General features: G+C 52.8%; 20 protein-coding genes. 7 read left to right on the top strand and 13 right to left on the bottom strand.

Annotation, left to right across the window (positions count from 1 at the left end):
- Nucleotides 1-8: 8 nt before the first annotated feature.
- Nucleotides 9-1,634: a hypothetical protein gene (locus tag TREBR_RS03315; RefSeq protein ID WP_013757811.1), complete on the top strand. Its 1,626-nt coding sequence runs from the start codon at nucleotides 9-11 to the stop codon at nucleotides 1,632-1,634.
- Here TREBR_RS03315 and TREBR_RS03310 read toward each other — a convergent pair.
- The 4 genes from TREBR_RS03310 to TREBR_RS03295 form a co-directional block, all read right to left on the bottom strand.
- Nucleotides 1,586-2,854 carry a diaminopimelate decarboxylase gene (locus TREBR_RS03310; protein WP_013757810.1) on the bottom strand — a complete coding sequence of 423 codons (1,269 nt, stop codon included), beginning with the start codon at nucleotides 2,852-2,854 and terminating at the stop codon, nucleotides 1,586-1,588. The genes TREBR_RS03315 and TREBR_RS03310 overlap by 49 nt on opposite strands.
- 39 nt (nucleotides 2,855-2,893) lie before the next feature.
- Complete coding sequence (gene asd, locus TREBR_RS03305) at nucleotides 2,894-4,000, bottom strand: aspartate-semialdehyde dehydrogenase (protein ID WP_013757809.1); 1,107 nt, start codon at nucleotides 3,998-4,000, stop codon at nucleotides 2,894-2,896.
- Between the two features lie 10 nt (nucleotides 4,001-4,010).
- Entirely contained in the window at nucleotides 4,011-4,919 is a 909-nt protein-coding gene (gene dapA / locus TREBR_RS03300; protein ID WP_013757808.1) for a 4-hydroxy-tetrahydrodipicolinate synthase, read from the bottom strand.
- Between the two features lie 153 nt (nucleotides 4,920-5,072).
- Nucleotides 5,073-5,945 (bottom strand): AraC family transcriptional regulator, encoded by an 873-nt coding sequence (locus TREBR_RS03295; protein WP_013757807.1) that lies wholly within the window; start codon nucleotides 5,943-5,945, stop codon nucleotides 5,073-5,075.
- 133 nt (nucleotides 5,946-6,078) lie between these two features.
- On the opposite strand from TREBR_RS03295, the gene TREBR_RS03290 reads away from it, so the two are divergent.
- A complete protein-coding gene (locus TREBR_RS03290) occupies nucleotides 6,079-7,503 on the top strand; it encodes an MATE family efflux transporter (RefSeq protein ID WP_013757806.1) in 1,425 nt (474 codons plus the stop codon).
- On the opposite strand, the gene TREBR_RS03285 is transcribed toward TREBR_RS03290, so the two are convergent.
- On the bottom strand, nucleotides 7,460-9,598 hold the full coding sequence (locus tag TREBR_RS03285) for a DUF4954 family protein (protein WP_013757805.1): 2,139 nt from the start codon (nucleotides 9,596-9,598) through the stop codon (nucleotides 7,460-7,462). The two genes, TREBR_RS03290 and TREBR_RS03285, sit on opposite strands and share 44 nt — an antisense overlap.
- Nucleotides 9,599-9,721: 123 nt before the next feature.
- On the opposite strand from TREBR_RS03285, the gene TREBR_RS03280 reads away from it, so the two are divergent.
- Genes TREBR_RS03280 through sppA form a run of 3 tightly spaced genes read left to right on the top strand, consistent with a single transcriptional unit; the run spans nucleotide 9,722 to nucleotide 12,187 of the window.
- Nucleotides 9,722-10,360, top strand: a complete 639-nt coding sequence (locus TREBR_RS03280) for a CYTH domain-containing protein (protein WP_013757804.1) — start codon at nucleotides 9,722-9,724, stop codon at nucleotides 10,358-10,360.
- A 58-nt stretch (nucleotides 10,361-10,418) separates the two neighbouring features.
- A complete protein-coding gene (locus TREBR_RS03275; RefSeq protein ID WP_013757803.1) occupies nucleotides 10,419-11,069 on the top strand; it encodes a DUF975 family protein in 651 nt (216 codons plus the stop codon).
- A 5-nt stretch (nucleotides 11,070-11,074) separates the two neighbouring features.
- Nucleotides 11,075-12,187, top strand: a complete 1,113-nt coding sequence (gene sppA / locus TREBR_RS03270; protein WP_013757802.1) for a signal peptide peptidase SppA — start codon at nucleotides 11,075-11,077, stop codon at nucleotides 12,185-12,187.
- A 9-nt stretch (nucleotides 12,188-12,196) separates the two neighbouring features.
- Here the strand turns inward: sppA and TREBR_RS03265 are convergent, their stop codons facing one another.
- The 7 genes from TREBR_RS03265 to rplM all read right to left on the bottom strand — a co-directional run bounded on the left by TREBR_RS03265 (nucleotide 12,197) and on the right by rplM (nucleotide 17,555).
- Entirely contained in the window at nucleotides 12,197-13,381 is a 1,185-nt protein-coding gene (locus tag TREBR_RS03265; protein ID WP_013757801.1) for a PP2C family protein-serine/threonine phosphatase, read from the bottom strand.
- On the bottom strand, nucleotides 13,378-13,935 hold the full coding sequence (locus TREBR_RS03260) for an ATP-binding protein (protein WP_013757800.1): 558 nt from the start codon (nucleotides 13,933-13,935) through the stop codon (nucleotides 13,378-13,380). The genes TREBR_RS03265 and TREBR_RS03260 overlap by 4 nt, the downstream gene beginning before the upstream one ends.
- Nucleotides 13,936-13,981: 46 nt before the next feature.
- Nucleotides 13,982-15,196: a PP2C family protein-serine/threonine phosphatase gene (locus TREBR_RS03255; RefSeq protein WP_013757799.1), complete on the bottom strand. Its 1,215-nt coding sequence runs from the start codon at nucleotides 15,194-15,196 to the stop codon at nucleotides 13,982-13,984.
- Between the two features lie 136 nt (nucleotides 15,197-15,332).
- Nucleotides 15,333-15,938, bottom strand: a complete 606-nt coding sequence (locus TREBR_RS03250; protein ID WP_013757798.1) for a response regulator — start codon at nucleotides 15,936-15,938, stop codon at nucleotides 15,333-15,335.
- 175 nt (nucleotides 15,939-16,113) lie between these two features.
- On the bottom strand, nucleotides 16,114-16,722 hold the full coding sequence (locus TREBR_RS03245; protein WP_013757797.1) for a regulatory protein RecX: 609 nt from the start codon (nucleotides 16,720-16,722) through the stop codon (nucleotides 16,114-16,116).
- A complete protein-coding gene (gene rpsI, locus TREBR_RS03240; RefSeq protein WP_013757796.1) occupies nucleotides 16,722-17,114 on the bottom strand; it encodes a 30S ribosomal protein S9 in 393 nt (130 codons plus the stop codon). The genes TREBR_RS03245 and rpsI overlap by 1 nt, the downstream gene beginning before the upstream one ends.
- Before the next feature lie 12 nt (nucleotides 17,115-17,126).
- On the bottom strand, nucleotides 17,127-17,555 hold the full coding sequence (gene rplM / locus TREBR_RS03235) for a 50S ribosomal protein L13 (protein WP_013757795.1): 429 nt from the start codon (nucleotides 17,553-17,555) through the stop codon (nucleotides 17,127-17,129).
- Nucleotides 17,556-17,771: 216 nt separating this feature from the next.
- On the opposite strand from rplM, the gene TREBR_RS03230 reads away from it, so the two are divergent.
- Complete coding sequence (locus tag TREBR_RS03230) at nucleotides 17,772-18,524, top strand: class I SAM-dependent methyltransferase (protein WP_013757794.1); 753 nt, start codon at nucleotides 17,772-17,774, stop codon at nucleotides 18,522-18,524.
- A gap of 12 nt (nucleotides 18,525-18,536) precedes the next feature.
- Nucleotides 18,537-20,036: a pallilysin-related adhesin gene (locus TREBR_RS03225; protein ID WP_013757793.1), complete on the top strand. Its 1,500-nt coding sequence runs from the start codon at nucleotides 18,537-18,539 to the stop codon at nucleotides 20,034-20,036.
- A gap of 131 nt (nucleotides 20,037-20,167) precedes the next feature.
- On the opposite strand, the gene TREBR_RS14530 is transcribed toward TREBR_RS03225, so the two are convergent.
- The gene (locus TREBR_RS14530; protein WP_013757792.1) at nucleotides 20,168-21,238 is read right to left on the bottom strand and encodes an SPOR domain-containing protein; all 1,071 of its coding nucleotides are present in this window, start codon (nucleotides 21,236-21,238) and stop codon (nucleotides 20,168-20,170) included.
- Nucleotides 21,239-21,246: the final 8 nt, after the last annotated feature.

The following is a 21,246-nucleotide window of genomic DNA, read 5'->3' as shown; positions in this document are numbered from 1 at the left end:
TTGCAGTCGTGGTAGTATTCGACACCGGGCTGACAGAAAACGTTTTCGCACGGGCAAAATACGCGCAGTATCTTACAGAAGAAGGCATATGCGTAACGATTTCCGGACACGGTACGTACACGTTTAAACCATGGAGATTTACCGGCACCAAAGAGACCAACTCTTTCATATCTTTTTACGCTGAAGATTTTACCGCTCTTCCGTATCGTTCTTTATACGATACGGTACTGGAAGCACGAAACACTGCCGCTAAAACAGAAGCGTGGCGTGTGTTAACGGTATTGTGCGAGATTCTTTGCCAAGCAGAACGGCAGCACCCCGAAATCATAATGCCGGTAAGCGGTCCCGCAGGAATTCTCGTGTCGCAGGATGCGTTTTTGTTTTTACCGGGTCCGTTTTGCGAACACTGCTTTTCCATTACGCACTATAATCAGTGGATTCATCCTTCGTTGACAAAAAAAGCAGACAAAGCGTATGCGTATATGTGTGCCGCACTCAGTTATACGATTATAACCGGGACGCCGCCTTTCGTAACGCACGGCAACGATTTTGACGCACTGGTAAACGATATGGCAGATGCAAACTTTTTGCCGCTTGAATACACCGAATATCATTGCGATGCGGCGCTTGCGCGTACGATACAGAAAGCGTTGCTCCTGCCGGTAAAAACGACTTTTGCCGCATTTGCCGCGGAACTGCCTGTGCGCTATGAAGCGTGCGTGCAAAATGCCCGAATGGAAACGACTGCTGAACTTGAATCCTTCATTCAAAAAAAGAATACATACGGTAAAAAGCAGCAGAAACGCATACGCCGCCGCCGGTTTCTGAAAAACCATACCGCTGCAATCCGAATTGCCGTGGTTTTTATCGTTATTACGGCTGCAATCGGCGCGATGATATCTTCCGATAAGGCACACCGCCCTTCCACCCTCGCCATGAGCGCGCAAGAAGTGGTACAGACTTATTACACATGCATGAACACGCTGGAGCAATTCAAAATGGATCAGTTTTTAGAAAAAACGGAACACACCGAAGCAGGCTCCGCCGCGGCAAACTATAACACGCTTGTTACGTCCCTGTTTATGACTGAAAAAGCCCGTATTTTTTGCCGCGCAGCCGCCGATTTAAAAACTGAATTCTATTCTCCTGCCGAATGGCTGCTTCTGAAAAATCCGTTTACAAAAAGTGTTTTCGGCATTTCCCAGCTGTCCATAAGCGGCAATTCTCCCGCCGAATCGGAGATACAGACATTTACCGTTTCATTTTATTTCTTTCAAGGACTTACCGAAAACGACGACGAACCGACGCCGGACAACTATCCGCTGAAAATTGTCAAAAATACGGATCGAGTAGCAGTTTCCTTTATAAAAGACCGCTATTTGATAACCGGAATTGAAACGATTGAATCACGGACCGTTCCGGTTGATGCGTACGCATTTTTTGCCGCCTATGATTCTTTAAACGGACACATACCGGATACGTTCCGTACTCTGTATCCGTGGATACCGAACGAACGTACCATGAAAAAGACGGAACGGGAACTGCTCGATACGTTTTCGTTTTACGGTGCCGATGTCCTCAAATTTCAGACCGTAAAAGCGCCGAGCCCCGCAAAGTCGAGCGTTGCAAAATAATCGTCCACCGTTTCGTTGCGGCGGATTTGGACGATCGAACCGTCGGTTCGCAGCAGCAGTTCGCCGCAGCGCAGTTTCGCGTTGTAGTTGAAGCCCATCGCGCGGCCGTGCGCACCGGCGTCGTGAATGATCAGCAGATCGCCGGGAACGATTTCGGGCAATTCGCGCTGTACGGCGAATTTATCGCAGTTTTCGCACAGGGAACCGACGACGTCGTACACACGGTCGCGCGCGGCGTTTTCCTTGCCGCTGACGGTTACTTCGTGGTACGCGCCGTACATACCCGGACGCATCAAGTCGGCCATACTCGCGTCGACGCCGACGTAGTCGCGGTAAATGTGTTTTTCATGCAGCGCGCGCGTTACCAGCCAGCCGTACGGCCCGGTTATCGGGCGGCCGCATTCCCACGCGACGGCCAGCGGATCAAGCCCCGCCGGAACGATGATTTCGTCGTACGCAGCGCGGATACGCTGCGCGACGTATTCGTAATCGACCGCTTTCTGTCCGGGCCGGTACGGAATACCGATTCCTCCGCCCAAATCGACGAACTCGATGCGGACGCCTTCTTTCCGTTTCAGTTCCGCCGCGAGCGTAAACAGCAGTTCCGCCGTTTCAACGAAATAATCGGGATTCAGCTCGTTCGACGCGACCATCGTGTGCAGGCCGAACCGTTTAACGCCCTTGTTTTTGCAGACGCGGTACGCTTCAAAAATCTGTTCGCGCGTCAGACCGTATTTTGCTTCTTCGGGTTTGCCGATAAGCGCGTTGCCTTCTTTCAGCGGCCCCGGATTGTACCGGAAGCACAGCAGTTCGGGCAGCGCGCCCAGCGCTTTTTCCAAGTAAGCAATATGGGAAATATCGTCCAAATTGATGACGTTTCCTTTCAGATTCGCGTAAATATATTCTTTTTCAGGCGTTTCGTTCGACGTAAACATGACGTTTTCACCTGACATTCCGGCTTTTTCAGCCAGAATCAGTTCGGGCAGACTGGAACAATCCGCACCGGCGCCTTCACTTGCCAAAATCTTCAATATATACGGATTCGGACACGCCTTCACCGCAAAATATTCCTTAAAAGAAGGAAAAATACCGAATGCTTTCGTAAACCGGCGCATGTTTTCACGGATGGCACGCTCGTCGTAGATGTAAAACGGCGTACCGAAACGCCGCGCGGCGGCTTCCAATTGTTCGTGATTCAGCGGAAACGTCTTTTCCGTCATAGCTACCCCTTTCAAATCCAAATACGTCGATGCGGAATTTTACAGTGCGTCGAAAAACCCTTTCGCTTTCAGCAGTTCGGCGTTCAAAATACCACCGAGCGCGGCGCCGCGCTTCGTATTATGACTGAGCGCGACGAAACGGATATCGAACACCGGACACGTGCGCAGGCGGCCGATCGTTACGGCCATGCCTTTATCGTTTTCACGGTCGCGCCGGGGCTGCGGCCGATTAGGTTCATGGCGGACGATAATCGGCTGCACCGGAGCGGACGGCAGCGCCAGCTCCTGCGGCAGCGCCGTAAACGCCGTCCAGACCCGTTCTATTTCTTCAAGAGACGGCTTTTTATTTTCGGGCAGATCGAATTCAAGGCTTACGCACGCCGTGTGTCCGTCGATAACGGGAACGCGGTTACAGTGAGCCGCAACCAGCGGGCCGGCGGCGTTTTCGATTTTACCGTCTTTAACCGTTCCGAGGATTTTGAGCACTTCGCGCTCGGTTTTTTCTTCTTCGCCGCCGATATACGGCACGATGTTGTCGATCATATCGAACGAGGGAACCCCCGGATAACCTGCGCCGCTGGTAGCCTGCAGCGTCGTCACGATCATGCGTTTGACCGGATACCCCGCCTGCTGCAAGGCGAAAATCGGCATCATGTACGACTGGAGCGAACAGTTCGGTTTAACCGCAATAAAACCTTTGTCCCAGCCGCGATGCTTTTTCTGTTCGGCGATTACGGACAAATGGTGCGGATTGATTTCGGGAATCAGCATGGGAACGTCGTCCGTCCAGCGATTCGCGCTCGCGTTCGACACGACGGGAATACCTTCGGCGGCGTACGCGGCTTCAAGCGCCTTGATCGCGTCTTTATCCATTTCGAGCGCGCTGAAAACGAATTTACAGGCGCCGAGCGCGAGTTTCGCGTCGTTCGCATCCTGAACGACCAAATCCGCAACGCCGGCGGGTACGTCGCTTCCGATAAGCCAGCGGGATTCGACCGCTTCGCGGTATTTTTTTCCGGCAGAACGCGGAGAGGCGGCAACGTACGTCACTTCAAACCAGGGATGATCCTTCAGAAGATAAATATATCGCTGACCGACCATTCCGGTAGCACCCAACACACCGACAGCTATTTTATGTGCACACATCATTATTCTCCTATAATCCGCATTCGGCAAGCGCCGCTTCAATCGTTTTTTTTGCGCCGTCGCTTACTTCAACCAGCGGCAGCCGTACGCCGCCGGCAGGCAGCCCTTTTACGTTCATTGCGTATTTGACGGACGTGGGATTACCGTCGCAGAACGCCGCTTTAAAAAACGGCAGCAGCCGGTAATGAATATCGCGGGCGGTATCCAAGTCGCCGGCAAGCGCGGCGGCGGTCAACTTTGAAATCAACGCCGGAGCCACGTTCGAGACGACGGAAATGATACCGTCGCCGCCCGCCGCGATCAATGGCAGCGTCAGGCCGTCGTCTCCGGAAAGTACGCAAAAATCGCTCTTTTTACGGGAAATTTTGGCGATAACTTCCATCATCTGATTGATATCGCCCGACGCTTCCTTGACGCCGGCAATATTCGGCAGATCCGCAATCCGCATCAAAAGCGGCGTCGAAATGTTTTTGCCGGTCCGCCCCATTATATTGTAGACGATGATCGGAATACCGATTTTTGAAACCGCTTCAAAATGCCGGAAAACGCCCTCGTCCGACGGTTTGTTGTAATACGGCGTAACGACGAGCGCGTAATCGGCGCCCTTGTCTTTCGCGCGCTGCACGTACCGGATCGCTTCGGCAGTATTGTTGCTGCCGGCACCCACTATCAGCGGTATATCACGTTTCTGTTTCTGTTTATAAGAGGTTACTTCTTCAACAGCGATATCGATGATTTTTTCTTCTTCACCGACCGCTTCAAGCGTGGGAGTTTCGCCGGTCGTTCCGAGCGGAAGCAATCCGGTGATACCGTTGTCAAGCTGATAGCGCACCAGATTACGGAAACCGTCATAATCGAGAGAGCCGTCGGCGAACATGGGGGTAACAAGCGCGGTAAACGCGCCGCGTAACTTTGACATAAAAAGCCTCTTTAAACATAAAGCGTAATAATATACGAATTATTGCATATTTATGCAATAAATGCAAGCATGGAATTCAGCGGCAACGTACGCGTGCCGCTTATAATTCACCACGCGGCGGTAAAACCGGACAGCGGCGAACAAGGACTTCCGCTACCGCCCGTTTTTCCGGGCAGCACGGTACTCACGCGGCGCGCAGCCGGTATGTTTCCGAAAAACCCTGCCGAACTGCGTGATACTGCCGAACCCGCACGCGTCGGCGATTTCGGTACAGTTTTTGGCGGTAGTCGTCAAAAGCCGGCACGCTTCGGTTACGCGCAGACTGTGTACGTACTCCACGAAGGAAAAACGGGTTTCTTTACGCAATAACCGGGCGATGTGGCATTCGCTCAAACCGAAGCGGGCCGCCGCAGTTTGCAGCGACACGGGCTCGCGGAACGAAACGTTCAGGTAATCGATGATACGAGCCGCCGTTTTGTTCATATCGTCCTGCGGATACAGCCGGCCGACCGCACCGCTTCCCGCGCGATAATCGGCGGCGGCGCGCGCGGCGTCGGCTAGGCAGCCGTACAGCAGTCCCCACGATTTCTGGACGGCCCCGAGACGGTGCTCCCGTAATTCCCGGCCGATTTCCGCAAACTGCGCCGCAATCAGTTCGGCAGCCGCGGACGGCAGCGGAAAAACGGGTTCCGCCGCGCACGCTTCCAGCAGCGGTTCGAGCAACCGGAACGGAGCGGAATCCGCGTTGGAAAAGTACACGTTGTACAGACTGCACACCTCGTCCGGCGGATTCAGCGCGCGGTGCAGCGTTCCGGGACGGATGCACAGAAACGTACCCGCACCGATGTGAAACGTCCGGCTTCCGTAAAAAAACGTCCGTTCGCCCGAATCGATAAACAGAATCTCCCACCAATCGTGAAAATGCCGCACCGGATTCGTTTTTGCCCGTGTTTTTCGGATAAACGAAAATCCGGCCCCCGTTTCTTCCAGCCGATAATCCCCGTCCGCTTCCGTTCCGCTCCGCATTACGCACCTCCCGCCCACCTGCCCGCTCATATTCGCTCCATGTGCCGCCGGATATATCAATATATGCACATAATATCATAGAAATAACAAATAGTGTACGGATTTTTTCATATTTTCCGCATACACTGTACGCATGAAATACACGATTGACGCAAAAGAATCGCAGCGCCGCACGGATATCCTATGCGGGAATCAGTGGCGCGTCATTTTTGCCGTCGCACTGCCGCTCGTTTTTTACAACAGCCTCAGCCAGATTTTCCAGTTCGCAGACACGCTGATCGCGGCGCATTTGAGCGCCGACGTCGTGTCCACCGTTTCCTTCATCAGCCAGATACAGACGATGCTCGCGGCAATCGGTTCGGGGCTTGCGCTCGGCGGAGGAATCATCATCGCCCGCTGTTACGGTGCCGGCGATATGGACGAAGTCCGCAAACAAATCAGCACGCTCTTTTTTCTCGCGATAATCGGCGGCGGCGCGGTGCTCGCCCTGATCGTGCCGTTCGCGTACCCGCTGCTCGCGCTGCTGCGGATGCCCGAAGATCTGATTGCCGGAGGAACGGCGTATCTGATCATAGAAGTATCGGGCCTTATCAGCGTGTTCGTCAATACGATCTATTTTGCAATCGAAAAATCCCGCGGAAATACCAAAGCGATCATGGTGTACAACACGCTCGTACTGGTACTCAAAACGCTGCTGAACGTCGTTTTCATATACGGCTTCAAGGGCGGTATGTTGCTATTGCCGACGGCGACGCTGATCGCGAATTCGGTCGTTACCGCCGCAGCCGTCCGCAGACTGCGCTCTAAAAAAAATCCGTTCAGAATATCGTTCCGTTTATGCAGTTTTAAACGGAGTACGATCCTGCCTATCTTAAAACTGTCCGTACCGGTATTCCTTGAAAAATTCGTGTTTGCGTTCGGTAAAGTCATCGTCAATTCGATGAGCGCGTCGTACGGCAGCTTGACCGTCGGCGCACTCGGCGTGTCGAACAGAATCGGCGGACTCGCCACCAATCCGCCGACCGGATTTCAGGAAGCGGAAGCGACGCTCATCAGCCAGAATTTGGGAAATCGGAATATCGATCGCGCGCTGCAAATTTTCAGAAAAACGTTCTGCATCAACATGCTGTTCGCCTGCGTCTGTTTTATCCTGATGAGCGTTTTCCAAACGCCGCTCGTGCAGCTGTTCGCCAAAGGCGATCCGGCGTTCGCCGAACAGATACGCAAAATTTACCGGTACGAGCGGTACGCGTCCATTCTGATCGCCGCGTCGACGTCAGTCATGGGACTGCTGTACGGATTCGGTTATACGAAAATTTCAATGACGCTGAACATCGTCCGGCTATTCGTGTACCGGATTCCGCCGTTGTGGATACTGATGAAATGGACCGCACTCGACAGCGAAGCTGTCGGCATCGCGATGCTGATAAGCAACGGTCTCATCGGAATCACTGCAACGGCAGTGAGTATCGTATTGGTACGCAGAATCAGACGGCAGCACGGCGGTCGGGCGATTACGGACGGATTCGGTCGAAAAACACGCTCAGTTTGCGGTTGAACGCGGCAGTATCGCTTTCAAGCTGCTGCAGAAAATCGTTGCCTTCCACCGTACCCAAAACGGCGGTCATCTCCGCTTCGTTGCGGTACGTCATGGCCCTGAAAAAATCCGTGTAATCTTTTTGCCGGGATGCGATGGAACTTTCGTACATATCGTTGGAAACGACCGTTACGTCGCCGCGGATATCGGCGTATATTTCCGCAGAAAACTCACCGACGGGGCGCGAATACAGCCGCTCCAGCAGATACAGCGCGTAGCGGGCTTTATACGAAAGATACGACTCCTGACACGCATCGTAAAACGCGTGCACTTCATCCCACGTCTTGATGCGCGCGTCTTTTACGAGGGCGAACAATTCGTTCAAACGCTCCTGCGGAAGCACCTGCCCGCCCGCGTTCACCCATTCGGTGTACAACGGCACGGCGCCTATTTCCGCGAGCATCGTTTCACACAAAAAATCAGAGCCGCGCGCCGCGCAATATTCCATCAGCGAGCGCACCGCAAAATATTTGACGACTTTACGGTATTCGCGGTATCCCTGCGCGGGTTTCAGAATGCGCGCACCGAACCGTTTCTGCGCGCCCGGATCTTCAAGCACGATATCGGAATCGGGATTCTGGTGCAGAAAATCTTTCGCCGACTGGTAATCGAGCGCGTGAAGCGTCCGTCCGGTCAATTTGATCAGCCGGTCGAGCGCGGCGAGCACTTCCTGCATCGTGTCGGGCGCGAGCGGATCGGTTTCTATATGCTGCGCTTTTACCGCGCGTTTATCGCGCTTGCGGAATTTGGAATTGTTCCGCGCAATCGCGAACATATTGTACAAAAACCAATATGCGGGAATGATGTGCACGGCGCGCTCCGTACTGTCTATGGAAACGAGTGAAAACGGATACGTAATGTTCAACTCGTTCTGATACGAACCTTTCGAGACGAGCGTGAACGACGCGAACTTGCTGTTGTGTTTGAAATCGGAGCACAATCCCGGCCAAAATCCGCGGCCGGCATAGATTTCGCCGTCGGGACTGCGCGAATTGTGATTGGAACCGATCGTGGCCCCCGCCGCGATATTCGACTGACCCAAAACGGTCGTCGCGATAAGAAACGACGTGTTGTGATGCTGTTCGTGAAACGGAAAAATCAGGTTGTTCAGCAGTTCGCAGCACGACACCGTCGAATTGTCGCCCAGCACGGAATTGAGCAGCCGGGCGCCGTATTTAAGCTGGCAGTTCCGCCCGATAACGAACCGGACGGCAACGGCCTGATAAAAAACCTTACTGCCGTAGCCCATAATGCCGTTCACCATTTCGACGCCTTCGCCTATCTGCGACGGTTCGGCTTCGGAAGAACACACCGTTATGTTCTTTAACTTGAACGCGCCTTTTATATACGCAAAACTGCCGATTTTGGCGTCTTTTATCAAAACCGTATTTTTTACGACGGCGTCGTCGCAGACGATACCGTACGTGCGCCGTTTTTTATCGTTGCCGTATTCGGTCAGCTCGACAAAGCGATTCATCAGCGCCGTATCCTCGCGGTATCGCGACCAGATGAACGCGTCCGCCGGCAGCATCGACTCGAACGGCAGGACGGAGCGTTCGTCGTTTTCATTGGAAACGCCGATTCTGACTCGCACCGATTCGTCTTCGCCTTCTTTGAGAATACCGTTGCCGAATTTGGAATGCCGGGTGCAGCTCATCTCTTCAATATTGAACAGGATAACCCGGTCGCCGATGCGGTAATTTACCAGATATTTTACGTTCCGGATGCACGAATCGTTTCCGATCACACAATTTTCTATATAACTGTTATAAATACCGCAATCGAGTTCCAAGTCGTGATATTTGAGCGACGCAGCCTGCAAATTGCCGATAACGACCGTACCGCGGAATTCGGTGCCCCGAATCAGATCCGGATCGAATCGGTCCGGCGCCGTTTTTACGAAAACCCCGTTCCAGGAACCGTTCGCCGCCCGGTTTCCGTTCCGTTCCAAACGCCGTATTTCATCATCCGTCAGACGGCGGGTGCGGTCGAACAACTGCTCTTCAAAAAAAGATCCGCGGCATACACTTTCATTTTTCATCCGTAATTTTGACATAAGAACTCCGTATTTCGGGAACGGTTCCGCGCGGAACCGCATACGGAAAATCATAGCGAAAAAATAAACGGCTTACAAGCCGTTCCGCTGGTTATTCGCAGAAAAAGGGGCTATACTATAGCCATGTACGAAATAGAATTAAAAGCACACGTTTATGATCGGGAACAAACGATCACGCAGCTGAACGGGTTTGCAGCGTTCAAAAAAGCCTGTCAGAAAACCGACACGTACTGGAAACATTCCGCAACGGGCGTCCAGATACGGATTCGGGAAGAAATTCCGCTGGAATTGAGCGATGAACTGCCCGGCGCGAACGGCGGCGTTTCTGCAGAACGGGGCGCCGGCACACCGGAAGAACCCGGCTCGATAATCGTAACGTACAAGCGAAAAGAACTGAGAACCGCGGCGGACGGAGCGGCTTTTGAAGTAAACGACGAACAGGAATTCACGATAAACACCCGGCTGCCGTTTGAAACGTTCCTCAAAGATTCCGGATTCACGGTTGCAGTCCGCAAACTGAAGACCGTCTATCAGTGGAAAACCGCCGGCACGCTGATAGAACTCTGTACGGTGCCGCCGATCGGCGATTTTATCGAAATCGAAATCAACGAAGAATCGAACCTGCCGCACGTCGTTTCCGCGGCAAAAACGGAACTCATGGACACGCTGCGCAAATGTGGGATCGGAACGGAATGCATCGAATCCAGATATTACAGCGAAATGCTCGCAAACGCCGACGGCAAAGCGGGTTTCGGCCGGTAATTGCGTAAAGAAATAATATACCGTATACTATTTTCATATCAAATCAGGAGGAACATTAATGTTTGATCGTTTAGCTTATAAAACGGCAGCGAAAGGAAATCTCAAAGGTCACTGGAAAGTACCGATTCTGATAACGCTGATTATCGGCGGTATAAATTTGCTTATGTCACTGCCGAGCGCGGTGCAGCCGGATTCGGCCATGCCGATTATCCTTAACATATTGGCGGTGATCATTTCGGGTATTCTGCTGATTGCCGAAACGGCGTATTTTCTGCAATTTATCCGGAACCCGTCGGACGCACCGTTCAACACGTTCCTTGAAGCGCTGAACAAGTGGAAAGAAGGAATTCTCGGCATGTTGTGGTTCGTGCTGTGGGTATGGCTGTGGGCGCTGCTGTTCCTGATTCCCGGCATCGTCAAAGCATTCGCGTATTCCCAAATGTTTTTCATCATTGCGGAAAATCCCGGAATCACCGTCAGAAAGGCAATGAAAATGAGCATGGCCATGACCAAAGGATACAAAGGCGATTTGTTCGTTTTGGATTTGAGCTTTTTAGGCTGGGGTCTGCTTTGCATACCGACACTCGGCATCGGACTGCTCTGGCTGATACCGTATATCCGCGCAAGCCAGACGCACGCGTACGCATATCTGAAACGGCAGGCGCTGACGGCGGGTGTGCTCAATGAATCCGATTTCACGGGACGTTAAAACAGATGGACGATTTTACACACGATCAGGAAAACGGTTCCCCCCGGGAACAGTATTCACCGGAAACGCTGCCCGTTCCCGGAAAGATACAGCGGAAAAAGAAAGCTGCCGATAAAAAAGGGCTGATAATTCTCATCATATTGTTCGCCGGTGCGGCGCTCGTCGGTATCGGCCAAATCGTACTGGGCAACCGGCAGCACGCGGCGACGCCGTTTTCCGTTACGGTGAACGGCAAACAATTCGGCACCAAACCGCGTTTTTCATTGAAAGAGTATCTTGCCGTCGTCAGTATTGAAGGCGTCATTGAAGAAAAAAACGACACCTACGATCAGCAATGGCTGCTCGACACGATCGGCGCACTTGCGGCCGATTCCAAAAACGTCGGAATACTGCTGTATATCGACTCTCCCGGCGGCGGCGTTTATCAGTCGGACGAAGTCTATCTTGAACTCGTTAAATACAAGGAAACGACGGGCAATCCCGTCTTGGCGTACTTGGGACCGCTGGCGGCCTCCGGCGGCTATTACATCGCCTGCGCCGCCGATTATCTGATAGCAAACAGGAACACGCTGACCGGTTCCATCGGAGTCATCAGCGGGCAGTCGGTCGATTTATCCGCGCTGATGGACAAATACGGTATTAAAATGAACACGTTCACCGCGGGCCGAAATAAAGACATGCTGAGCATAAACCGTCCGCTGACCGAAGAACAGCGTTCAATCATGCAGTCCATCGCCGACGAATGCTACGATCAGTTCACCGGCATTGTTGCCGAAAGCCGCGGCCTGGACATTGAACAGGTAACGGCGCTCGCCGACGGCAGAGTCTACACGGCCGCGCAGGCGCTTGAACACGGGCTTATAGACGAAATAGCGCGTTACGGCGACGCCGTCGACATCCTGCTGAACGACGTATTTGAAAATCCGGCGCTCGAAACCGTATGGTTCGCACCGGAATCGAAAACTTCACTGTACCGCTATTTGATGAACGCACGCGCCGCGGCCGGCAGGCTGATTACCGGAGCGGACGCTCAGTCGGCTGAAACCCGATTGCTGCGGAAAGCGGCGGAATCGGTCGTGCCGGACGTTCCGTTTCCGGCCTATTATTATCACCGCTGAGCCGCCGGCTCAGGAAAAACGGTGCAGCATGAACAGACTCAGGTCGTCGTGCTGCGCCGCGTCCGCGCGAAACTGATAAAACGCTTCCAGTACGGCGATTTTTACGCGGCGCAGCACGCCTTCCGACGTATTCCGCCGCGCACGGAACGCTTCGGATATGCAATCGGAAACGATACAAAGATCGAACGCGTTGCCTTTCTGGTCGGTCTGTTCGGATAATCCGTCCGTAAACAGTACGAGCACTTCGCCCCGCGCGATCTGCATCGTTTTTACTTCGACCGGCACGTCTTCCATAATGCCCACCGGCATGTTGTCGGCGGAAGCGGCTGCCGGTACGAAAACCGGCCGTCCGTCAGCCGTTTTCCGGCGGTAAATCAAGCCGTGCCCCATATCGCAATACGTCAGACAGCCGGACGGCTCGTCGTACAAACAGAAAACGCCGGTTACGTATTTTTCGAGTGAAAACGTGTGCAGTATCAGTGCGTTCAGCCGTTCCACCAAAACCGCAAGCCCCGCCCGGTAATCGGCGGTACACAGGAACCCTTCAAGAACGGCGGTTATGATCGCCGCGGCGATTCCTTTTCCTGATATGTCGCATAAACAGAAAAACCATTTGCCCGGTTCGTATTCGCGTACGTGATAATAATCCCCGCCCACACTCTGCGCCATAACGACGGTGCTTGCCAGTTCACACGAATGCCCCCGCCGGTACGTATACTGCGGAACGATGCGGCTTTGAATGCTTCCGGCAAGATTCATATCGCGTTTCTGCATCTCGGCCGAATACACGAGCATATCTTTTACCGAAAAAATGCCGCAGAACGCGCCGCGCTCGTCTACCAGACAATAATATCTGTTTTCATCCATCGCGAAATCCTGCACCAGATGCGGTTCCACTTCGCGAATCTGTTCCGTATACAAAAAAGAGACGGCGGAGGACGCCGCACTGCCGATCGCCTTACGGAACAGCAGATCCCGTCCGAACGGTTTTCCCAATATCGAAAAAAGTTCTTTTGCCACAATGATGCCGGTCAATTTCAAATCGCGGTCGACGACCGCAGCCGCGGGCAGTCCGCTTTCGGCAAGCTGTGCCGAAACGTCGTGTACCGATTCATCGGCAAACACGTACGCGCGGTTTTCGGCAATGCGGACGATCCGTTCTCCGTGTATCAGCCGGGGTTCAACCGTTTTCATTGAAGCTCCTCTTCCGCGCCGCCGTCGCAGAAATCAGCCGGAAAAATCCGGCTCACCGCAACGCAATTCCTTTTGGATGAAAAAACGATTCCGCAATTCCAGTACGATTCCGCCGCAAAAAGCGAAACGCCGCCTATTCCGTCATTTCTGCCGTAATACGCGGTTCCCTGCGGCTGGTATCCCAAATACAGCAGCAATTTTTCCGTATTTTTCAGCCTGATGCATTCCTGCCGGATTCGGGCCCATTCGTTCCATCGCTCTATATCGTGAAAACCGGCGCCTTCGTCTTCAACAATGAGCCGGAATTCGGCACCGTCGAAGCGGCTCCAGGTACGGACAATTTTATCCGAATCGTATTTATTACCGTGTTCCATCGCGTTTTTCAGCAGTTCGCTTATCTGTACTTCAAGCAGCGCCGTTTCCGCGAATTCCGCCGGCAGATTCTGCATTAAAAGCAGCGCGTCGTAGCGGATCATGCCGAAAGAAGTTTCGAATTCACGGTATGTCATATCGGTTTTATCGAACAACCGGTGCGCATCGTCGATCTGTATCATCGTTCCTCCGTAACACATGCACTGAAAAGACGGCCCGCAAACCGTCTTATTCATACTTGAAAACCTGACACGTACAGTCGTCGCGGTAAACTCCGCACGTATCGTCCAAGAATTTGTACATTTTTTCCATCAGATACGAAGCGCTCAGCGCCGCGTATTTTTTTACGGCCGCCGCTATCGCGTCGTTTTCAAAAGTTCCGCCGTTTTTTTTCTGCGCCGTCGCGATTCCGTCGCTGCATAAAAACAGTACGTCTCCCGGCGAAACGTTCAGCACGCGGATTTCAAGCGGAAATTTTTCGGGAACGGTGCTTTTGCTGCCCAGCGGCTCTCCGAAAACCAGTTCGGAACAGCGCCCCGAATCGTGATGAACGTAATACGCGCGGCAGCTTCCGGCACCGCAGACCGTAACCGTTCCGCTGCCCTTATCGTAGAGCGTGCACACGACGGACGCGTACATTTCCATCGATTTATCGTGAATCGCCTGCCCGATCCGCCGCACGACCGTTTCCGCGTCGCTGCCGCTGCGCGAAAGCATCGCCATATACGCGTCGATCATCAGCAGTACGCTCGCGCGCGCGTCGGAAGGAACCGTTACGTCGCACAAGCAGGAAAGCCAAACGTCTTTTCTGCACGGATACAAACCGGAAAAATCGGTACCCGAATCGAGCGCGCTTCTGCCGTCGTCGGCGAACCATCGCTGAGCGGATTTCCGCGTTTTCAGAATCCGTTTCGTCCGGAGAAGGAACGCTTCCTGTTCGCTTTTTTTTACCGATTGCAATTCTTTTTTGCTTTTTCTGACGCGCCGGAATTCGGACGCAAGATACGCGTGCAGGAACGGCGCGGTCCGTTCCGCCTGTCTGATTTCACTTTTTTTTCCGCACACGACGATAGAAAAGAAAAATACTTTTTTGATGAAAAACGAAACGCACAGATACGCGTGAAACTCCGCTTTTACGAAAGTTCCCGGATTCCGATATTCCGTTTCGATTTTTCCGAGCGTGGAAATCCGGGATTCAAACGAAGATCGCTCGCACGGCGATTCCGCTTCAGGCAGGGAACAGAAAACCGGACCGTCCGGTTCGGAACGGTAATACAACGCCGCGTTCCGGAATCCGTATAACTGACCGGTAAAGCGCTGAACTGCGGAGATAAAAAACTCCGCGTCAACCTGACTCACCGGCTGGGAAGCGATTTCCTTACTGAACGCGGCGACTGCGGATAAAACATCCGCGGCGATTTCAAATTCAATGGGACTGTTCATGCGCACATCATATCCGCCGTATGTGCGGCGTGCGTCAGAATACGATTAAAAAACGGTGAATTGCCGTATCACGGCCCCGCAGCCCCATACAACAGCTCCGTACCGCGACACTCGCAGGGGACGGGAAACGCCCGATTTACCGGTCCAGACACTCCCGTGCGATCTGCGCCAATTCGGGTAATGCAAGCGGTTTCCGCAAAAAACTCGCCACCTGCAGCTCGGCAACCCGCTGTTCTATATCGGTGTCCTGCAGCGCGGTGATAACGATAACGGACGGGTGACCGAATTCGTCGGACGAATTGATTTTGCGGCACAGCTCGAAGCCGTCCACGCCGGGCAGGTTAAGGTCCAATATGATCACTTTGGGACGTTTGTTCGCCAGAAGCGCGCCGGCCTCGAACCCGTCGAACGCCTGAAGAATTTCAACGGAAGACAACTGTTTGGTCAAATACGACGCGAGCACCGAATTCAACCCTTCGTCGTCTTCAACGATCAAAATATTCTGCTGCTGCGCCGCATATTTTTTACAGACGGCGGCGAGTTCTTCGGGAATACGCATATCGCGTTCCGCCATAAACGCGAGCAGATTATCCGCATACACGCGATATTGCCCGCCCGGCGTACTGTACGCTTTCAAATACCCGCTGCGGATCCAATTTATTGCAGTCTGATTTGCAACACCGCATATGTTCGCAACTTCCAACGCAGAATATACGACAGTTTTTGAAAAATCTTTTGACATAATGTACCTCGGCATGTAATGTGTGTATATTGATATTTTTACAAAGAACCGAACACGGAATACATGATAATCTCCGGCACGGTCGTTCTTAAATTATAGCATATTATCCGCAATAAATCAAAAACAACGCTTGAAAATAACCGGTTTACTCACGGATTTTTTTTGGGACACGAAATTATGTCAAATTTTGACAAGCCGCACGGATTACGGAAAGAGAAAAACCGCTGCGCTGCAGATATTTTTCGATTTGCGATTCGTTTTTTCCCTGACGGCGGCATTTTTCAACGGCGCGCAGGCACGCAGCTTCTTCGGATACGGATTCAAAAAAATCGTCCACGGCGCACTGTGCAATGCTCCGCTCGATACCGCGAGAAACGAGTGCGGCAAGCAGTTTGACGCGTCCTTCGGCATGATTGATCGCACGGTTTCGCAGCCACGCCCGCGCGTACCGGCTGTCGGACAAATAGCCGCGAAATTCCAGATAATCGAGCGCGCAGCGTATCGAGTCGCGATCGAACCCTTTTTTCAGCAATTTTTGGATCAGCAGATAGCGGCTTTGTTCGCTTCGTTCCAGATATGCAGCGGCGGCTTTTTCCGCACCGAACGCGATCGACGCGTTCATGATGTCGGCCGCTTCGTCTTCCGAAAACCGAGCGTCGGGCTGAATACGTTCCGGCGGAACTTGTTTCAGATAGCAGAATCGTATAAAAAAACAAGATCCCGTGGAAAACGTTATCTGGACGCATTCCGACGAGATCTGTTTGGTCGCAGAAACGACAAACACTAACGTTTGCTGAACTGGAATCTGCGGCGTGCTCCGCGCTGACCGTACTTTTTGCGTTCGACCATGCGGGAATCGCGGGTAAGGTAGCCGTTCGCTTTCAGCGAAGTGTAATTTTCCTGATCGACCTGCGTCAACGCACGCGACAATCCGTGCAGGCACGCGCCCGCCTGACCGTTCAAACCGCCGCCGATCACGTTGATCAGAACGTCGAATTTATTTTCACAAGCGGTAACCATCAACGGCTGTTTTACCACGCGAATCTGTTCTGCCGTAGCGAAATACTCATTGATATCTTTACCGTTTACAACGATTTTACCGGTACCTTCCCGTAAAAATACGCGGGCAACGGCAGTCTTTCTTCTTCCTGTTCCAATTCCGATATTTTTTACCACGATAGACTCCTGTTATACTTCCAACGGCTGGGGATTCTGTGCTGCGTGAGGATGATTGACCCCGGCGTACACTTTTACATTCTTCAACAAAGCGCGGCCGAGCGGTCCTTTCGGCAGCATGCCCTTGATAGCCAGCATCAGCGGATCTTCGGGATGGCGTTCGATCGTTTTTGCAAAATTATGAGACTTCAATCCGCCGGGAAAGCCCGTATGATGGTGATACATTTTATCGGAAGCCTTTGCGCCGGTAACGGCGACTTTGTCGGCGTTGATAATAACGATAAAATCACCCATTTCCTGGTTAGGAGCAAAGGTTGCCTTGTTTTTACCGCGCAGTACGGTCGCAGCTTTTGCGGCAATGCGGCCGAGCGGTTTTTCCGCTGCATCGATAATATACCAATTACGTACAGCGTCTCGTTCATTTACGAAAATAGTTTTCATGTATATACCTTACTAAAATAAGTTCTTTCTTGCGGCGTGAATCCAGCATCGACTCAAGGCCGCTCCGTCCGAACAGCGAGCAAACCGCCGGACAGTACGCTTCCGCGCAGATATACGGGAGTTAAATATACAACGGAACGGCGATCAGTGTCAATATCGGATAAAAGAAGGATTCGGGTCTTACATATCCGCGGCAAAGGTGGTATACTTTTTGTCATGGAAAACACGCAATGGTTCGAGCAGGAAAATTTCTGGCTCAATTACGGCCCCATCATGTTCGACACCCAGCACTGGGCGGAAGCACCGGGCATAGCGGAAAAAATATGCGCGATCGCGGGGCTCGGAAAAGGCAGCACGATACTTGACGCCGGCTGCGGCCCGGGACGCATCAGCGTCGAACTGGCCCTCAGAGGTCTGGACGTAACCGGTGTGGACAACATTAAACCGTACTTGGACGCCGCGCGCGAATCGGCCGAAGACGAAGGAGTTTCGCTGAACTTAGTGCAGTCCGACCTGCGCACGTACGTGAGTTCGCAGCCGTTCGACGCCGCCGTCAACTTATATACGTCGTTCGGTTATTGCAGTTCTATAGAAGAAGACATGCTGATTTTAAAAAACATCGCTCAGTCCGTCAAAAGCGGCGGTTGGTTCGTTATGGAATGCCTCAGCAGGGAAAACGCCGTCAGGGATTTTACCGCCGGAGAATGGTTCGAGCGCGCCGGAAAAACCGTGCTTACCGAATTTTCCGTTGAAGGTGCCTGGGAAGGGCTGAAATCGAGATGGATACTGATAGATAACGAAACCGGAGGCCGCATAGAGCACGAGTTCGTTCAGCGGCTGTATTCCGCCGTTGAACTGAAACGCCTCATACTGGCGGCGGGTTTTTCTTCGGCCGAAATTTACGGAGATTTCGCTTTTTCTCCTTACAATGAAAAAGCGGCGACTATGGTAATTATTTGCAGAAAATAGTATGATACGCCCATGAAGCGTTTGATTATTGTCGTATTCGTTATCGTAGCAGCGGTATTGGCGTTTTTTATCGCCACAAAGGATTCTGCGTCGCCGAACAATGCAGCCGTTATCAGATCGAAAACGGTTATTCCGGCCGCTGCCGACGGCACTGCCGAAACTGCGGCGGAAAAGTCGCGTTATGCGGATGAAACCGTACTCACCTCTTTCATTCCGCTGCTGGGCGACGAAACGCTGATAAACACACTCAGCATCGATTTCGACGGCGACGGATACGACGACCAGATCAACGCGGTCAAACGGATCAGCAATCCGTACATAACGCTGCTGGTCGGTCTGTATAATCCGTTTCAGGGACAATACGTACGAACGACGGAAATTCACACCGAAATCATTCAGACTAAAACGTTTTCCTACACCAGTATGGATATTACCGGCGAACATAAAAACGCACTGATTTATTCGGGATTTGCCGAAAACGGCGACTCCGTCATGAAAATCTTTCTCGGCGGAAAAAACGGCGGCAAATTTTTACTGACGGAAATAGGCGATTTTCGATCCGACGGTACCATTTTCATTCAGCAGCTGGACCGCTACGATTCTTACGAAGCGGCGCAGACGACGGGCGTCAGTTTTCCGGTCTGGGTGTACAGTTCGGACTCGTCGCAGGGCGGCAATTCACTCGATCAGCTGCAGACCATGTATTCGTGGAATCCGGGGCAGGAAAAATACGTCAAATCGACAGAAACCCGCGTTGCCGGTACCAAACTGACGGCAAAAGAGCTCGCCCGTATTCAGGACGGAACGGTTGAAACGTTCGCTCATTTTTTGGACGGTTTGTGGTATAAAACGAGCAATACTGCGGACGGAATCCGCTACGTCTTTTTTAATTTTCGTGAAAAGGAAATCATTTTCCAATTCGGCGATTCGCAGGAAGTGTACACTTGGGTGAACAGTACGCTGCGCCGCAACGGTATTTACCTTTCGACGGTAAACGGATCCGTTACCAACTTGACCAGACGCATCGATATTTCGCTTACCGGCATCGATGAAATCAAAATCAAAAATCAGGACGACGTCAGAATGCTGATCGGAGAAAACACATTGTGGGACGGTCAGTATAAAAAGCAATCCGCAAAAAACATACCGCAGAAAAAACAAACCGAAGCGCAGTCCGCCGTAGAGATTCTTGAAAAAACGGCCGATTGGTATATTAAAGGAATCACGCACATCGTATTTGAAAACGGCACGTATTCGCTGCCCGATGAAACGAACACAGGATCGGGAAAATCAGGCAGAACGACGGTCAGTTACTGCAGCGGACAGGAATTCATTCAGCTCAGAAATGCCGACGGATCTGCATTTTTCGGCAACGAAGCGTACGCTGTCTCCGCCGAAAAAACGAAAGAAGGAACGGTTACCGCCGTCATTCTGGAACCGGTAACGGTAACGCCCGTCGGACTTACCAAAAAAGACGCCGCACCCATCAAACTCGAAGCGGTAAAACAGTAGCACGGCGGATTCGCTTTCTTTCAGGCAGGATGCGTCTGCCTCGGTATCAGCAAGCGCGTAACTGTCATTGGCTGAAGGCGCCGGCTGCGGGTTGCGGCACTGTCATTGGCTGAAGGCGCCGGCAAAAAAAATCATTCAGCGAACACCGGGTAGCATTCAAATCCGGCGCTTTTCAGCTTCAATCCGGTTGTACCGCTGCCGTCTTCGGCGACGGTTACAACGAAATACACTGTTCCGCTCGGGCGCGCTTCTTCTGATACGACCGGAGCGAAGCCGGCCGCCCGTACCCGGTCCGCAAGCGCTTCGGCATTCGCGCGGCTGCGGAAAAAGCCGAGCTGCTGTTTGACGACAGTGCCGGCGCTTTCGGCTGCGGCTCCCGCGGCAGAAACGCTCTCGGCAGCGGCTTCCGCGGAGGTCCCGTGCGGTAAAACGGCCGCCGCGGAAGATTCCGCTGATACGGCGGATAAAAACTCGGCGGACAGGGGTTCTGCGGCGGCAAGACGCGGAACGAAGAACCAAAACGGCGCCGGATACAAATATGAAGCACCTGTTACGACCGCCCGTTCAGGCGAATCGGGATATTCGGCGGCTATTTTTTCCGCCCATACGGATTTTCCGGTTACGTACCAAAGCGTGAAATAGACGGCCGGACGAACCTGCTCCATTGTGGCAAGTGAGGCGTACGATTCGAGCAGTACCACCGGTTCAAGCAAACCGGCTTCATCCTCCGCACGGCACAGCCAAATCCATACGTTGTATAATTTTACCAAAGCAGTGGTATCTTCGTTTTTTGAATCGCGAATCGAAGCGAGATACGATTCCGCCGTACCGTAGTCGCCGCAGCCGAGCGCGGTGCGTACAGCAGCGAGCACCAGCTGTTCGGAAGTGTACGAGGGCGTACCGGCAGCCGGCGCGGCGGCTATACCTGCGGCGGCCGCATACCAGCGGGAGGCTTCCGCGTACGATCCCACCTGCTCGTTCAGGGACCCCAAAACCGTATACAAAGAGCGGCGGTCGGAATCGGACTTCGCCGCGGCGGCGGCTTTTTCCACGTCGCGCAGAACGTCGTAAACGGAAGTACCGTCGGACGCAGAAGCATGCATCGCCCGTTCCACTATCTGTTTAGCCGAATCGGCGGCAACCGGTACGGACGCTGCACAAAACGCGGCGAAAACCGCTGCGGCAAAAATGGCGCGGTGCACGGACAGTG

The organism is Treponema brennaborense DSM 12168 (assembly GCF_000212415.1).
Classification (GTDB): Bacteria; Spirochaetota; Spirochaetia; order Treponematales; family Treponemataceae; genus Treponema_F; species Treponema_F brennaborense.
The sequence above is the reverse complement of the archived record's forward strand: the minus strand, read 5'-3'. Positions and strand labels throughout refer to the sequence as shown.